At 43.1% G+C, this 16,851-nt stretch carries 12 protein-coding genes; 5 read left to right on the top strand and 7 right to left on the bottom strand.

The window, feature by feature from the left end:
- Positions 1 to 2: 2 nt before the first annotated feature.
- Genes AC1W6K_RS01105 through AC1W6K_RS01095 form a run of 3 tightly spaced genes read left to right on the top strand, consistent with a single transcriptional unit; the run spans position 3 to position 3,046 of the window.
- Positions 3 to 1,142: a DUF4249 domain-containing protein gene (locus AC1W6K_RS01105; RefSeq protein ID WP_481720765.1), complete on the top strand. Its 1,140-nt coding sequence runs from the start codon at positions 3 to 5 to the stop codon at positions 1,140 to 1,142.
- A 22-nt stretch (positions 1,143 to 1,164) separates the two neighbouring features.
- Entirely contained in the window at positions 1,165 to 2,175 is a 1,011-nt protein-coding gene (gene hemH / locus AC1W6K_RS01100) for a ferrochelatase (protein WP_481720767.1), read from the top strand.
- Position 2,176: 1 nt separating this feature from the next.
- Positions 2,177 to 3,046 carry an EamA family transporter gene (locus AC1W6K_RS01095; RefSeq protein WP_481720769.1) on the top strand — a complete coding sequence of 290 codons (870 nt, stop codon included), beginning with the start codon at positions 2,177 to 2,179 and terminating at the stop codon, positions 3,044 to 3,046.
- A gap of 157 nt (positions 3,047 to 3,203) precedes the next feature.
- On the opposite strand, the gene AC1W6K_RS01090 is transcribed toward AC1W6K_RS01095, so the two are convergent.
- The 7 genes from AC1W6K_RS01090 to pdxA form a co-directional block, all read right to left on the bottom strand.
- On the bottom strand, positions 3,204 to 4,094 hold the full coding sequence (locus tag AC1W6K_RS01090) for a YicC/YloC family endoribonuclease (protein ID WP_481720771.1): 891 nt from the start codon (positions 4,092 to 4,094) through the stop codon (positions 3,204 to 3,206).
- A complete protein-coding gene (locus AC1W6K_RS01085) occupies positions 4,091 to 6,532 on the bottom strand; it encodes a hypothetical protein (RefSeq protein ID WP_481946120.1) in 2,442 nt (813 codons plus the stop codon). Before AC1W6K_RS01085 ends, AC1W6K_RS01090 begins: the two co-directional genes overlap by 4 nt.
- A 6-nt stretch (positions 6,533 to 6,538) precedes the next feature.
- Positions 6,539 to 6,967: an FKBP-type peptidyl-prolyl cis-trans isomerase gene (locus AC1W6K_RS01080; protein WP_481946119.1), complete on the bottom strand. Its 429-nt coding sequence runs from the start codon at positions 6,965 to 6,967 to the stop codon at positions 6,539 to 6,541.
- Between the two features lie 108 nt (positions 6,968 to 7,075).
- Entirely contained in the window at positions 7,076 to 7,645 is a 570-nt protein-coding gene (locus tag AC1W6K_RS01075; RefSeq protein ID WP_481720775.1) for a tetratricopeptide repeat protein, read from the bottom strand.
- Positions 7,593 to 10,028: an endonuclease MutS2 gene (locus AC1W6K_RS01070; protein ID WP_481946118.1), complete on the bottom strand. Its 2,436-nt coding sequence runs from the start codon at positions 10,026 to 10,028 to the stop codon at positions 7,593 to 7,595. Before AC1W6K_RS01070 ends, AC1W6K_RS01075 begins: the two co-directional genes overlap by 53 nt.
- A complete protein-coding gene (locus AC1W6K_RS01065; RefSeq protein ID WP_481720779.1) occupies positions 10,025 to 10,933 on the bottom strand; it encodes an NAD(P)-dependent oxidoreductase in 909 nt (302 codons plus the stop codon). The genes AC1W6K_RS01070 and AC1W6K_RS01065 overlap by 4 nt, the downstream gene beginning before the upstream one ends.
- Before the next feature lies 1 nt (position 10,934).
- Complete coding sequence (gene pdxA, locus AC1W6K_RS01060) at positions 10,935 to 11,942, bottom strand: 4-hydroxythreonine-4-phosphate dehydrogenase PdxA (RefSeq protein WP_481946117.1); 1,008 nt, start codon at positions 11,940 to 11,942, stop codon at positions 10,935 to 10,937.
- 198 nt (positions 11,943 to 12,140) lie between these two features.
- On the opposite strand from pdxA, the gene AC1W6K_RS01055 reads away from it, so the two are divergent.
- Together AC1W6K_RS01055 and AC1W6K_RS01050 are read left to right on the top strand one after the other, a co-directional pair.
- Positions 12,141 to 16,001 carry a pyruvate carboxylase gene (locus tag AC1W6K_RS01055; RefSeq protein WP_481946116.1) on the top strand — a complete coding sequence of 1,287 codons (3,861 nt, stop codon included), beginning with the start codon at positions 12,141 to 12,143 and terminating at the stop codon, positions 15,999 to 16,001.
- A gap of 1 nt (position 16,002) precedes the next feature.
- Positions 16,003 to 16,746 (top strand): PI-PLC domain-containing protein, encoded by a 744-nt coding sequence (locus tag AC1W6K_RS01050; RefSeq protein WP_481720785.1) that lies wholly within the window; start codon positions 16,003 to 16,005, stop codon positions 16,744 to 16,746.
- The last annotated feature ends 105 nt before the right edge of the window (positions 16,747 to 16,851 follow it).

Raw genomic sequence — 16,851 nt, 5'->3', positions numbered from 1 at the left:
CAATGCCTATTAAATATATACCCTTATTTTTTGTTGCTTTTTTGTTTTCATGCGTACAGCCTATTGAAAATTTTGTTCAGAAAGATTCAAATTCGTACATGACCATTGAAGCAGATATAGCAGATGATCCTGAATTATGTAAAATCCGCATTACAGGTTCTGCAAATCGTATTTTATCTGTTTTAGCGCAACCTGTTACAAAAGCGGAGGTCTATATCCTAGACAATAATGGCGTGAAGACTATATTTAAAGAAGCCGCTAAGCCATTAGGTACGTATTTGCCTCCCGCTGGATTTGTGGGCAAAGTTGGCACTTCGTATAAACTTTTTGTTCGTACCCTGATAGGTAATCAGTACGAGAGTACGGTCGAAACCATGAAGGCTGTTCCCGAAATAGAAAATACCATTGTCCGTTTTGAGGCGTTTGAACAATATTCGAAAGTTGATCCACGGCGTGCTGGTTTCACTGTGTATTTGGATTTTAAAGACTTGCCGAATCAAGGAGACTACTACATGTGGAACTGGAAACATTATGAAAAAGCTCAGATTTGTAAGACCTGCACGGATGGAGCGCGATTTGATTTTGTCCGTACGCTCGATTGTGTGGCGCCTCGTTTTCCCAATGACAACATTTTGAATTATCTGTGTGATGGAAATTGTTGGGATATATCAACCAATAATGATTTGAATGTATTTTCGGACGTACTGACGAATGGGCAGCGGGTGGTGGGCCGACAAGTCGCGCGGTTGCCATTTGATGGATACGGTTTATATTATTTCCGATTAGAGCAGCGTTCCGTAACAAAGAATACCTACAGTTTTTATCAATCGTTGATTTCGTCCGTGCAGTCAAGTGGATCTCTATTTGATGTTCCCGCTGAAACACGATTTAGTTTAAATATTAAATCGGTGACGAAACCTGAGGAGCGTGTATTGGGTATATTCAATGTCTTTTCTGTGCGTAAGAAAATCTTTAATATTGATCGACGTATTGGTGTTCCTGAAGGATATACGCCAATGACTTTTTCGATTCCAGGTGAAATTTATTCTTGCCCTCCAGGTTCAGCCAATTGCCAGGATAGAACGCCTTGTGTAGAAGGGTCAACGCGAACAAAAATCACACCAGAAGGTTGGGTATTCTAATTATTTAGGCCAAATTTGCGTTATGATTGGAGTTCTACTTGTAAATTTGGGTACACCGGATAATCCGAAAACCCCTGCTGTTCGTAAATATTTACGCGAATTTTTAATGGATGGTCGAGTAATCGATTTTCCTTATATTTTTCGAACAATCCTCGTTAATGGAATCATCGCACCTTTTCGTGCGCCAAAATCCGCTAAGATCTACCAAGAATTGTGGGATGAACGCGGTTCACCCCTCAAATATTATGGGGAAGATGTAGCTCGAGATTTGCAGGTTCAACTAGGAGATTCGTATTACGTGCGTTTAGCCATGCGATATCAGTCACCTGATATGAAATCAGCTTTAGCTGATATGCAGTCTAAAAACCTCAAGAAATTAATTGTCATTCCATTCTTTCCGCAGTATGCTTCTGCTACAACAGGATCCGTTTATGAGCGTGTGATGGAATTAATGAAAGACTGGCAAGTGATGCCGGCGCTTTCGATGGTTAGCTATTTTTATGATCATCCTGATTTTGCCAAGTATTTTGCCGCTAAAGCGGCCAACTACCAAAAGGATGTTGATTTCGATTATTATTTATTCTCCTATCATGGAGTTCCTGAGCGTCACATTCGTAAAGGAGATTATACGAAGAATACCTGTGTTTTTGGTACGTGTTGCGAAACTATAACCGAGAAAAATCATGGCTGTTATCGGGCGCAATGCCACGAAACAACGCGTCGGATCGCTGCTGAAATGGGCTTAAAGCCAGGGACATTTAGTACGGCTTTTCAAAGCCGACTAGGTCGTGATCCGTGGTTACAGCCTTATACGGATGAAACCATCAAAAAATTAGTAGCTGAGGGAAAGAAGAAAATTCTTGCATTTTCTCCGGCATTCGTCTCAGATTGTCTAGAAACCACGATTGAAGTAGGAGAGGAGTATAAAGAATTGTTTGAGGAAGCGGGCGGAGAGCATTGGCAGTTGGTGGAAAGCCTAAATAATTCCCCGGAATGGGTAGGTATTTTAGAGGACCTAGTTAAAAAATCATAACATGCTTTATTTAATTTTAAGTGTCATTTTCTCCGTGCTTTTGCTGGTGAATTTTAGAGCGCACGCGCGCTTTCAAGTGGATACGCGTATAGCGATTCTGTTGAATTATCCGGTTTGTTTTTTGACGGCTTACTTTCACCAACCGTCTGCCATTCCGTTTCATTGGCCCGCGGCAACAGATACCATGTTGTTAATGGCGATGGGTATTGGATTTGTGATTACGTTTTTGCTTTCTGGATTCTCGACACAGAAGAATGGCATGGCGCCTACGTCGCTGGCTAATAATATATCCTTGGTGATCCCTGTACTCATCAATTTGTTTATTCTAAAAACAGGTGGTGAAATCACTTGGTCGATTGCGGCGGGATTAGCGTTTTCATTTGCGGCGATTTATTTCTGTAGTCCACAGGTGGATGCTTCGAGCGATTCGAAGCCTGTTGTCGCGTTATTATTAGCTGTATTCGTAGCTTACGGGCTTACAAATACGCTTTTTAGTTATTTGAACAGCACCCTAACTGCGCAAGTTGGCGGTACACTTCCCTTCATCATGATGTTGTTGATCGGCTCGATGGCTAGTTCTATTATTGTGTTGATATGGAAGTCGGCGAACGGCACCCTCAACTGGAATCGCAATTCCGTTTTAGCTTCCATCCCTTTGGGCTTACCCAATTTCTTCTCGTTTTATTTCCTATTGAAGGCGTTGGACGCATACCAAAATAATGCGGCGGTGGTATTGACCATGTACAATTTGAGCGTGATTTTATTGAGTGCCGTTACGGCTTATGTGTTTTTCAAAGAGCGTTTAACGCGCAAACAATGGCTGGGTTTGGCAGTGGGTTGTGTGGGGATCGCGCTATTGAATGGATTGTAGAGACGCGATACATCATTTATTTGGGAATCGGCGTGAAAAACGCCTCAAACTTTGGCAATCCTGAAAGGTTTGCCAGAGAAAAAAGATGCGATTATCGCGTCCCTACAAACCCTTCCAAAGAAAACACCTCTAGCGTCCAACGTCTAGCGTCTAACGTCTAAAGAACATTCGCCGTCTGCTCCTTAATTTTCTCCAACTCATCTTTCATGTTCACCACTAATCGCTGAATCTGCGAGTCATTTGCCTTCGATCCGATCGTGTTGATTTCCCGACCAACCTCCTGCGCCATGAAGTTTAATTTCTTGCCATTTCCCTCCGCTAGAATGTCAATGAAGTAGCCTAAATGCGTATTTAAACGCACTTTTTCCTCTGATATGTCGAACTTTTCGATGTAATAAACAACTTCTTGCTCGAAACGATTTTTGTCAAAATCTTCATTGAGCCCAAGCTCCAATAAAGATTTTTTCATGCGCTCCCGGATACCCGGCATACGAACTAAATCTTGTTCTGTTACCTGCTGTAATCCCGATGCGATGGAAGCAATGTATTCTCTAAATTTATCCTCGACAATCTTTCCCTCACGTGCTCGGAATTCCTTGCACTCGGCAACCGCCTCTTGAATCGCCTCATAAATTACTTGCCACAAAGCCTCAATCTCCTCCTCATTTTCCTCCTTTGCTTCTTGCGAAATGCTTGTTGGTACATTTAAAGCCTGTAAATACAAAGCCCCTTCATCCAAATTCGAAACACCTAATTCCAATGCCACACGCTTCAATTCCGCATAATACAAGGCAATCTGACCTTGCGGTAATATACTTACTGCTGTTCCATCATGATTTTTTTGAATCTGAACGCTCAATTCAATCTTACCACGTTCTAATTGCTGCGTTAAGAAATTACGAATTTCAATTTCGCGTGCGGAAATGGATTTGGGTAGCCGACAAAAAATATCAGTAAACTTTGAGTTTAAGGTTTTAACCTCCACACGTATTTGAAGCTCCTGCACCTCTTTTTGGGATTTCCCAAAACCTGTCATCGAATAAATCATACTGCTTCTTTTTTATGTTGTTTGAAGGTTAGAAAAATGGCTAGGCCAATAAATGCCAATAACCCTATCGATGAGGCCGCATCCACCCGATTGCCTAATGCTACCGATTTTGGCGCAAATTTAAACTCAATTGTATGCTTACCCGCAGGAACCGATAATCCCCTTAAAATATAATTGGCCCGAACATGTGAAACTTCTTTTCCATCAATAAATGATTTCCAATCCACGTTTCCCCGGTAATAAATCTCAGAAAAAACAACAAAACCCGCTTGCGCACTTTCACTCGTATAAACCAATTCGTTTGGCTTGTAGCTTGTTAACGCAATCATGCCCGTTTGAGTCGAATCAAAAGCAACCACATTCGCTCGGTCAACCTCTTCGATAATTGCCGACTCCCCAGGATTAAATTCGCCTACCGCTGCTAGAGCCCCATCTGCATCTTTTGTCCAAATTGCTTGCTTCACAAACCACGCATTTCCTAAGGCGGACGGATTTACCTGTGCCGCTAGCCTTCCCGCCGAATCTGCGCCAATAATGTATTTGGTGTTAAGCATGTTTAGCACCGACATCTGTGCCGGGCTACCAGCGAAATATTTCTCAATTAATTCTTGGTACCGACGTAGTTTTGCGCCGTGGTAGCCACCCACCGACTGATGATAAAAGCTTGTGGTGGCATCATTCATAAAGGATACCGTCGAGTTTAATACGCGATACGTCCCTTTATCCGTCAGAATTTGTTCATTCACAGGGCTTGGTAAAATCTGTTCCTCTAACGTACTTTTAGATACAAAGACCTCTTTGCCAAAATAACGTTTGGCAACAGGCGTCAAATCAAATATGCCGAGTAAAATAAAGGCCGACATCCAGACTGCCTTTTTAACGTTTTTATACGTTGACGCTACTAGCAATCCTGCCCCAATCAAAATAATAACTAAACTGCGAATCGCATCTGAACGGAATAATGACATTCGATCTAAGCGAATACTTGTCCAAATCGCCTGATTCATCCCAGCATCTTCCACGATTCCTGCACCATCTTGCGCTCCTTTGAAATCAAAAAATAAATCAGGCAATGCGGCAAAAAGTAGGCAAATTCCTGCCGACAATCCAAGTGCATAAAATAGTGGCTTTTTGATTTCAGCCAAATTAGGCTTTAGTTTCGCCAAGCGAATCAATCCTAAAATTCCCAAACCCACAAATGCCAACTGCACAAACGAAAGCACCATCGTGATTGCCCGGAATTTATTGAACATAGGTACATAATCAAACCAGACGTAGTTTAAGGCAAAATTCTTTCCCCATGACATGGTCATAAATAATATTGCCGTTCCAATCAACCACCATTTCTCCGCTGTGTGGATGTAAAAGGCCGCAAATAAAAATAAGAAAACCACGAGCGCACCGGCATAGGCAGGTCCTGCCGTGAAACTTTGTTCTCCCCAATAGGTAGGCCCTTTCTCCACAAATCCCAAAACTTGCTCCTCCGGGAAACCGGCATCCACCATGGTTTTGAAAGTCGCCGACTTAGTACCACCTAAATCCCCTTGCGAAGCACCCCCTTTGAAATTTGGTATTAATAACGTGCCCGTTTCCGATAAGCCATACGACCAATCAAACGCGTAGCCTTTGTCTAATCCATTTCCCCGCGCAGCATTAACCTTTAATTCAGATTTTCCACGCGTTGTCTCTTTACTGTAATCGTAGTTGTTCCAAAGGCGCATGCTATGTGTTCCAATCGCCAAGGCCAGTCCCAAACCGAGCAATGCGCCGCGCTGAAACCAGTCACTTAATGTCTTATTTTGAATCGCTTGAATGCTCGTATAAAGCTTGTAAGCGCCTATAATGAAAAATAAATAATAGGTAATTTGGACGTGATTGGCATATAATTCCAGCGACATCGCCAGCGAAAAGACGGCCGCTCCCATCCATTTATTTTTACCCCAACACATACGAACGCCAGCTAAAACCATTGGTGCATAGGCCAATGCTAACACTTTAGAGGTATGGCCCGCCGGAATAATGACCATATTATACGTGGCAAACGCGTAAAAAACAGATCCTGCAAACCCAAGTAGAGGTGAGGCACCAAAAGCCCATAGAAAAATGTACATTCCCAGTAATTGGAGTATCAATAAATTGACTGGTGTCGGGAATAAATTGGTAATAAAACTGCCTAAATAGCTTGAAATGCTATACGGGTAGGAACCGGAAATTTGGTACGTAGGCATCCCCCCAAACATGGAGTTTGTCCACCAAGCATCCGTACCCGATGATTTTTTAAATTGAATGCTCTCCTGTGCTGCCGCCTGAGCTTGTTGAATATCGTGCTGAACCAATACTTTTCCCTGCAAAACAGGTCCGCAGTATATGTAGGCCATGATAATAAAGCCAAGAATAACAAGTCCATGTGGGACAAAGGAGCGCAAATCAATTTTCATAGGATGCTATTGAATACTTACCAATTCCAATTCAAATGTTAAATCACGACCAGCTAAAGGATGGTTCGCGTCCAACGTTACATGTGTTTCTGTCAAATCAGTAATCACCACCTCAACCACTTGTCCACCATCTTGATGCATGCTCAACGAAGCCCCCAATTCCAATTCAATATGTTCTGGAATCTGCGTACGCTCAATAGTCAAAGCGTTTTCTGGCGAATGCTCGCCATACGCTTCCGCCGCCGGAATCACAATTGTTTTTTTCTCACCAATGCTCATGCCCGTCACACCATCATCGAATCCTTTGATGACCATACCCGAACCTAATTGAAATTCCAATGGAGTGCGACCAACCGATGAATCAAAAATAGAACCATCATCGTGTTTTCCTGTGTAATGTACGGCAACCTTGTCGCCCGTTTTAGCTAATGACATACCTGTAAATTTAACCTTAGGCGCTAGACCCTAAGCATATTATTGAGTAGTAAATGAAATGGACTCAAGTCTCTAGCTGCTTGGGTCGAACATAAGCCGTAAAGTTCACTAATTTTTTTCCTTTTTCATAGAGAAAATGGGCCGACAGTAAAGATTTAGGTAGTTGTTCGAAAGCGTATCTCCCAAATACTTGGCCGTTTCAAAATCTGAGCAAGCTTCATCAAAAAGCCCAATGTGCACAAGTTTCACACCACGGTTATAATAGGCTTCCGGCCAATAAGGTTCCAAGTCTATGGCGCGCGAAAAATCATCAATCGATCCTCGGTTATTTCCATAGAGTGACTTGAAATACGCGCGGTAAAAATAATAGTTCGGTTGGTTTTCGTCCAACTTAATTGCACGCGTCAAATCCGCAATCGCTCCCGTATAATTATCTAAAAAGCCGCGACTCAATCCCCGCGCAAAAAAAATATCTGAATTACGTGGATTGCGATCTAAGGCAAAATTAAAGGATTCAACAGCCTCTTTGTATTGGCCCTTTTTGAGCTGACGGATGCCTAGATTGTATTCCGACTGGCAAGCAAACAGCAAGCTGATGACAAATAAAAACCCAATGAACCGCATGCTACTTAAATTGTATAATTGAAATTCCCGCACCACCCCGGTCGGCATGCTCATCCTGCACCGACTTAATTTCGCGGTAGCGTTTGAGTTGCTCCTTGACTAGCGCACGTAAAATACCATCGCCTTTACCATGCAAAATATGTACTTCCGGAACACCCAATAAAATGGCATCGTTCATGTATTGATCTAAAATCACATAGACTTCTTCACCACGCTTTCCACGCACATCAAGTGTTAATGTGAACTGAGCCATCCGACTATTCATATCAATGCCCTTCATGGCTACGCGCGTGGCCTTTTCAGCTTTGGGTGTCGCAGTCTTTTCCAAACGATTTAATTTGATTGTGCTGCGTATTGAGCCGAGAGCAACCACGGCATCTTTGCCTTTTAATTCGAGCACCTGCCCAACCGCCCCTTCGCCATCAGCTTGCTTGATTGCCACCCAAGAACCCACTTCAATTATACCCACTATAGGTTTAGCAGGCGCCGGTTTTGGCTCATTTTTCTTCACTGGATTGGCCAATTTTTCAGTAGCAAATTCAGTCAATGTATTTCGAATTGCCTTGGTCGCTTCTTTTTCAGCAGATTTCTCCTTGATCTCCCGAATGGTTTGTTCGATCTTTTGGTTGGCATCTTTAATGAGTTGTTTTGCTTCCGCTTTGGCAGAATTAAGTAAGCGTTTTTGGTCCTCCTCGAGTAATTGTTTGAGGCTAGAATATTGTTCTTTGATGCGTTCGGCCTGCGTTAATTGGGCAGCAAGACTGCTGTTTTTGCTTTCCCAAATTTGCTTTTCCGTCTCCGTTTCCATCAATAACTTTTCAAAATCCACTTGGCTTTTGCCTAGTTTTTTTCGTGCATTTTCTATGATTTGAGTAGGTAGACCTATTTTTTGCGCAATTTCAAAGGCGAAGGAGCTACCAGGTTTCCCCATATCTAAAATGAATTGAGGTTCCAAGTGGGTGGTATCATACCGCATGGCCGCATTAAATAACCCCGCCTTGCGATCCGCTAAGCTTTTTAAATTACCAAAGTGCGTGTTTATGGCACCATAGGAACCTTTGTCGGCCAACTTCTCTAAGATCGATTCTGCAATTGCCCCGCCTAGTGACGGTTCGGTTCCGGTTCCAAATTCATCAACTAGCAACAAAGTTTTCTCTTGCGCATGTTGCAAGAAATACCGCATGTTGCTCAAGTGCGAGCTATACGTACTGAGCTCATTTTCTAGATTTTGCTCATCGCCCATATCTAGAAATATCTGATCAAAGAATCCCATGGTTGACCCTTCGGCTACCGGTACCAAACAACCAGCTTGAAACAAATATTGCAATAATCCGATGGTACTTAGCGTAACTGATTTACCGCCAGCATTAGGTCCTGAAACGACCATGATGCGTTTTTGGGCATCTAAAGTAATGTCTAATGGCTTAATTTTCTTACCAATTTTAGTTAACGATTCTTCTAATATCGGATGTCTTGCCGCACGCCATTCCACATGGGGTGTCGCTTGAATATGTGGCAAAATAGCGTCATGTTCGATGGCCCAAACCGCTTTTGCTCGGACAAAATCGATCACGCCTAACCATTGAAACCAGGCGGCGAGCATGGGAACTATGGGACGCACGCGATCCGATAATCGGCTTAGAATCTGAATGATTTCACGTCGTTCAGCCGACTCGAGTGACTTAATTTCGTTATTTAATACAAGCGCGTCGGCAGGTTCTAAATAAACTGTTTTCCCTGTATCCGACTCGTCTTGGACGAATCCTTTGATTTTTCGTTTGTGCTCGGCTGCTAAGGGGATGACCATCCGACCATTCCGCAAGGTCAACGAAAAGTCTTTACTCACCCAGCCTTCCTTGTAGGCTTGTTGGATATACGAATCTAATTTTTTACGCAGACTTTGTTCTTCCGCAAAACGTTTCCGACGTAAATCACCCAAAGCAGGAGAGGCCGTTTCTTTGATTTGACCATTCACGTCAAATACGCGGTCAAGCTCTTGGATAAGCGGAATAATTTGACGGAAATCTAATTCCATCTCTGTTTCCTTCGCTTGGTATTGTTGGGTTATGCGCTTGATTTCAGGGAATTTATCCGCATCGAGATTCGTAAAAAAGCGAATCATCTGCACTAAAATATCCAGTCCACGGTGCCAATCTCGCCAATCTTCTGGCGTCAAATAATGTCCTTCTAAACTTAATGGCGCAAACCAAGCACGTAAATCGTAATAATCTTGTTGGGGCCATTCGCCACCATGTTCCGCCATGATTTGTTTCATCTCATGTACTTGGGTAACCCAAGATGTAACGACTGAATGGCGGGTAGAAAATTTCATTTTGGCTGCAAATTCAGCTCCCATAGGGCTGAGGCAAGCCTGCGAGATGTCTCGCTGTATGTGGTCAAAACCTAATTTTTCAGCAATATTTTCGGGGTAATTCATAGCTGATAAAAGGCTTTAATTTTTTCAATGAGTGCGTCATTTATTTTCCAATAACTTTCGCGGGTCCAGCCGGCAACGTGCGGACTGAAAATAGTTTGTGGAAAGGCTGAAATAGCTCTAAAACGGCCCTTTTCCGCGTCCGACCACCTCGCAACTTGCTCGTTAGGTAATACGTCAAAGGCCAGTCCAATTAGTTGGCCTGATTGCAATCCAGCTAAAATAGCGTCCAATGAACAAATGGCGCCGCGCGAGCTATTCATCAGGATGATTGGTTTTTTAAATTTTGAGATAAACTCGAGGTCCACCATTTCACGTGTTTCTTCGGTTAAAGGAATATGCAGCGAAAGTATGTCGGCCCGCTCAAATATGTCCTCCAACCTATGCGTAGCCGGGGCATATTTATCATAAGCCATAATTTGCATATCAAAACCTTGTAGTTTTTTAGCGAGGCTTTGGCCCATATTGCCGTAGCCTATGATTCCAATGGTTTTACCTTGTAATTCCCAACCGCGATTTCCTTCGCGATTCCAGTTTCCTGCGCGTACTTCTGAATCTGCCGTATTTATTTTTCGTGCGATACTTAGTAATTGGCCAATCACATGTTCGCCCACGGCATCCCGATTGCCTTCATTGGCACTGAATACGGCTATATGTTGGGATTCGCAATAATCCAGGTCGATTAAGTCCAGTCCGGCGCCTGCTCGTGCAATGAATTCCAAAGATCCAGTAGCTATAAATTCGGCTGTTAGAAGCAATTTAGAACGTAATACGAGTCCTTGATATCCGTGAATGTCAACTTCAGACGCGCTTAAATAGGGCTTTTCATCAACTTCAAAACCCAATGCGCGCAACTCCTTCGCTAGGGAAGGGTGTACCTCATCGATGATTAAGACGCGTTTCGCCATACTATGCGTTCATTCTGTTTTTACTTAAATCGATGGCCAAAAAGAAGGCATGCAAGAATGAGCTTGGATCAGCTTCATTTTTTCCTGCGATATCGTAGGCGGTTCCATGGTCAGGTGACGTGCGGATGATCGGCAAACCTGCTGTGAAGTTAACGCCTGTTTCGAACGCGATGTATTTGAATGGAATTAACCCTTGGTCGTGGTACATGCCCAAAACCCCATCAAATTCCTTGAATTGCGCTTTTCCGAAGAATCCATCCGCCGGATAAGGACCAAAAACCAGGTTGCCTTTGCTTCTAAATTCATCGATGACCGGTTGAATTATTTCTAATTCTTCCTGGCCCAATAGCCCTGCCTCACCCGCATGTGGATTCAATCCCAATACAGCTAATTTAGGTTTTTCAATCGCGAAATCTTCGCGTAAACTTTGTAAAAAAGTAGTGATTTTTTCTCGGATGAGTTCTTTGCTGAGTGCTTTGCTTACCTCTAAAAGTGGCAAGTGTCCTGTGGCAACGCCTACGCGTAATTCGTCGCTAACGAGCATCATCAGGGATGATTTAGCCTCGAAACGTTCGGTTAAATATTCGGTATGTCCAGGGAAATTAAAGTCCTCCGATTGGATATTATGCTTGTTGATGGGCGCCGTAACAATCGCTGAAAGAACACCCGAATCAAGGTCTTTAGCCGCGCGATCCAAGCACGAAAAAGCTGCTTTTCCGGCCTCAGGAGTCACTTTTCCAGATTCGACTAGGGTGTTTGTGTCGTCCCAACAAGTTATTACATAGCTTTGGTCGGAACCTGCCTCACTTAAATCCTTAATTTCAGTGATTGACCATTCGGGTAATTCCAATTGCTTACGCGTGAATTCGAGAACCTTTTTGGAACCATAAATGACTGGCGTACACCATTTCAATATGCGCTGGCTACCCAAAGCTTTGAGAATGACCTCCGGACCGATGCCATTATAATCTCCAAGGGTGATGCCAATAAAAGGTTTCGTTGCGCTCATGAATGTTAGGTCAAATTAGGGTTCGCAAGTTAACAATTTTCAAATGAAGGAAATAGGATTTTTTTAAACCTCTTATTTTTTAGTATCGAACCCAATAATAATTGTAAAATTTCAATATTTGCCAAATTTTGTATTGTCAGCGATATTGAAATCCCAATATTTTTATCATTTTTGTTAGACTGCATTAAATCAATTCGAATGCCCAAATCTTACGTTAAGAAAATCAACAGCCTACTGATCGCGAATCGCGGTGAGATTGCTATTCGTATCATGCGTGCTGCGTCTGAGTTAGGAATCAGAACCGTTGCCGTTTACACCTTTGAAGATCGTTATTCACTTCACCGTTACAAGGCTGATGAGGCTTATCAAATCGGGAAAGAGAATGAGCCCTTGAAGCCTTATTTGGATATCGAAGGATTGATTACGTTATGTAAATCCAAGAAGATTGATGCGATTCATCCGGGATACGGTTTCTTATCTGAAAACGTAGTTTTGGCGCGTCGGTGCCGAGAAGAAGGCATTGTATTCGTTGGCCCTTCTCCAGAAGCCATGGATGCGCTCGGTGATAAAGTAGCAGCCAAAGTTGCCGCACTAAAAGCTAATGTACCGATGATCCTTGATTCGAAAGGAGATATGTCGGTGTACGAAAACGCCCTTTCCGAAGCGCGTCGCATTACTTTCCCTGTCATGGTGAAAGCTGTTGCCGGTGGTGGTGGTCGTGGGATGCGGGTGGTTTACTCCGAGGCAGAATTAGAAAAAGCACATTCAGAAGCTAAAAATGAGGCCAAAAATGCCTTTGGTGATGATACTTTATTTATTGAGAAATTTATACACGAGCCAAAGCACATTGAGGTGCAGTTGTTGGGCGACCAGCATGGCAACTTAGTTCATTTATATGAGCGGGATTGTTCGGTCCAACGGCGTTTTCAAAAGGTTGTGGAGGTGGCACCTTCGTTTGGTTTAAAGGAAGAAACGAAGCAAAAATTATATCAATACGCGTTATCGATCGGTAAGGCGGTTAATTATTACAATGCGGGTACGGTTGAATTCTTGGTCGACAAGGATGAAAATATCTACTTTATTGAGGTGAATCCGCGTATTCAGGTGGAGCACACGATTACGGAAGAGGTGACGGGGATTGATATAGTTCGAACGCAGATATTAATTGCCCAAAATTATAAGTTATCTGATCCGGGTATTTTCATTCAATCGCAAGAAAAAATTCCGTTAAATGGCTTTGCGATTCAGTGTCGGATTACGACAGAAGATCCAGCTAATGGATTTAAGCCTGATTTTGGTACGATTATTGCCTATCGAAATGCAGCTGGTTTTGGTATTCGTTTAGATGAGGGTTCGTCCTATCCCGGGGTGAAAATTTCGCCTTATTTCGATTCAATGTTGGTGAAGATTTCTGCCAAAGGCCGTACACTTCGTGGTGCTGCGGAACGCTTAAATCGGGCATTGACGGAATTCCGTATTCGTGGGGTGAAGACCAATATTCCATTTTTGCGGAATGTGATTACTCATCCCGTGTTCCAAGAGGGACATTGTACAGTTCCATTTATCGCGAATCATCCCGAATTATTCAATTTTAAACCTACCCGTGATCGTTCAACAAAGGCACTTCGATACCTTGGCGAGGTCATTGTGAACGGAAATCCGGATGTTAAAGTGAAGCCTAGTGCTCCATTTCGCCAACCAATCATTCCGATTATTTCGGATGTTGCTGAATATCCAGCTGGATACAAGCAGTTATTGATGGAGCTCGGCCCAGAGAAATTTGCTAAGCACATTCGTGACACTAAGCAAGTTTTATTTACCGATACGACCTTCCGCGATGGGCACCAATCTTTATTGGCTACCCGCGTACGGACCCAAGATATGTTGGCCGTCGCCTCTGGCTTCGCCAAATCTTTCCCGAATTTATTCTCAATGGAAGTTTGGGGTGGCGCGACGTTTGATGTGGCGATGCGTTTCTTGCAGGAATCTCCTTGGAAGCGTTTGGAAGAGTTTAGAGAGGCGATGCCGAATATGCTTTTGCAGATGTTATTTAGAGGATCCAATGCCGTGGGATATTCAGCCTATCCAGATAATTTAATTGAGAAGTTTGTGGAGAAATCCTCTGAAGCGGGTATTGATGTTTTTCGAATTTTCGATTCGTTAAACTGGATCGAGGCGATGAAGGTGTCGATACGTGCGGTGCGTGAGCGTACGCCTGGTTTAGCGGAAGTTTCGATTTGCTATACAGGGGATGTATTTACGAATCAAAAATACAACCTGCAATATTATGTGGATATGGCGCGCCAACTGGAAGATGAAGGCGCACATATACTTTGTATCAAAGACATGGCAGGTCTTTTACGCCCGTTCCAAGCGGAGAAATTGGTGGCTGCACTGCGAAAGGCGGTCGATATTCCCATTCACTTGCACACGCATGATACTTCTTCTGTTCAATCGGCTACGTATTTGAAGGCGATTGATGCGGGAGTAGATGTGGTTGATGGGGCTATCGGTTCGATGTCGGGATTAACTTCGCAGCCCAACTTAAACTCGTTGGTGGCCATGCTGAAAGGCCACGAAAAAGATCCAAAATTGGATTTGAATAAGCTGAATCAATATTCGAATTATTGGGAGGCAGTGCGTGCGATGTACTTTCCGTTTGAATCTGAATTGAAAGCTGGGACGGCTGAGGTGTATAATAATGAGATTCCGGGTGGGCAGTACACCAACTTACGTGGTCAGGCGATCGCGTTGGGTGTGGGGGATAAATTTGAACTATTGAAGTCGAATTACTCGGAGGCGAATAATTTGTTTGGTGATATTGTGAAAGTGACACCATCTTCTAAAGTGGTGGGCGATATGGCCATCTTTATGACCGCGAATAGTTTGACTGCGGAGGATGTCTACGCCAAAGGCTCGACCTTATCTTTCCCAGAATCGGTGAAAGATTTCTTTAAGGGTGGTTTGGGTCAGCCGTATCAAGGATTCCCGAAACAGTTGCAAGAGATTGTGTTGAAGGGTGAGGTGCCTTATGAAGGCCGACCGAATGATCACTTAGATCCGATTGATTTTGATACGGATTATGCGAATTTCAAAGTGAAATTTCCGGATCATGAAGGTGGATTCTACGATTATTTATCGTACAAAATGTATCCCAAAGTGTATGAAGATTTCTATAAGAATCAAGCACTTTATGGTGATTTGACGATGATGCCTACGCCGGCTTTCTTCTATGGTTTAAAGCAGGATGAGGAGATTATGATTACGATTGAGCCAGGTAAGACGATCATTGTCAAGTACTTATATATGTCGGACCCAGATGAGTCTGGATTACGAAATATCACATTTGATTTGAATGGTCAGGCGCGTCGCTTGAAAATACTAGATAAGAATATTAAGGTTGAGCGGGCGCAACATGCAAAAGCGACTGGCAAAGGAGATATAGGTGCTCCGTTGCAAGGAAGATTGAGTCGTATTTTAGTGAAACCGGGGGAGGAAGTGAAGAAAAATGCACCGTTGTATATTATTGAGGCGATGAAAATGGAGTCGATTGTTTCGGCACCGTTTGAAGGTATCATTGGGAACGTGGTGCTGAATGAGGGGACGGTCGTTGAACAAGAAGATTTGGTATTGACGTTGGAAGAGGCGAAGTTGCCAGAGCCCGATGTGGAGGAATACATTTTCGTTTATGGAACCTTGCGTCGCGATTGCGGAAATGATTTACATCGTTTAATTGCGCGAAATTCGGATTATGTGGGTATGGCGGGTTATCAGGGTCAAATGTTCCAAGTGGCTGAATATCCAGGCATTATTCCTTCAGCAAATCCGGCTGATAAAGTAGTAGGCGAATTGTATTTGTTATCAAATACCGTCAAGCTGTTGAACGTGTTAGATGAATATGAAGAATATGAAACGGATCGTCCGGAGGAAAGTCTATTTATTCGGGAGCAAGTTGAAGTAACGTTGAAGGGAAAGAAGATAACTACGTATGCGTATATCTATAACCGTCCGACGGATCCGAAGACACGGATTGTGTCGGGTGACTACATGAAACCGTAAGATGAAAAAAGTAGCGATTTTGTTTTTGCTTTTGTGTTCGACAGGAATGTGGGCGCAGACGGTGGTTTCCAAGGCACATGCACATAATGATTATGAGCATGAAAAACCATTTTATGAGGCCTTTTCTTTGGGATTTGGTTCGATTGAATCGGATGTGTATGCGGTGAATGGACAATTATTGGTTGCCCATGATGTGAAGGATTTGAAGGCGTCTAGGACCTTACAGAATCTGTATTTGGAGCCAATTATTCAGGTGTTGAAAGCAGGGAAGGCGGGAAATTTCCACCAATTTTTGATTGATTGCAAGACTTCTTCGGACTCTACGTTGCCATTAATTATCAAGGCATTGGAGCCGCATAAGGATTTAATTCTAAAGAATAAATTACGCATTGTCATATCGGGTAATCGCCCTAAAGTGGCTGATTATGTCAAATATCCAAATTGGATTACGTTTGACGGTCGGTCGAATGAACCGGTGCCAAGTTTTTTAGCATCGCATGTGGAGCTAGAGAGTGAGGCATTTTACAAGTTTGGAGTATGGAGTGGCAATGTGCCTATGGCCCCGGCACTGCGTGAAAAATTGCAAGTTTATGTTGATCGGGTGCATGCTGCGGGACGCAAACTTCGTTTATGGGCGACTCCAGATACGATGATTGCTTATCAAACGTTGTTGGACTTAGGTGTGGATTACATCGGAACGGATCATTTGGCGGACTTGGCGGGGTATTTGAAGGCAAGTAGGTAATTAGTCGTCAGTCACTAGTCGCTAGTCATCAGCAAAAAATATTACATAAGAATTATTAAAACAAAAAGTAACTGAAGACTAGTGACTGATGACTAGTGACTGATT

This window comes from Aquirufa sp. (genome assembly GCF_964796385.1).
The sequence above is the reverse complement of the archived record's forward strand: the minus strand, read 5'-3'. Positions and strand labels throughout refer to the sequence as shown.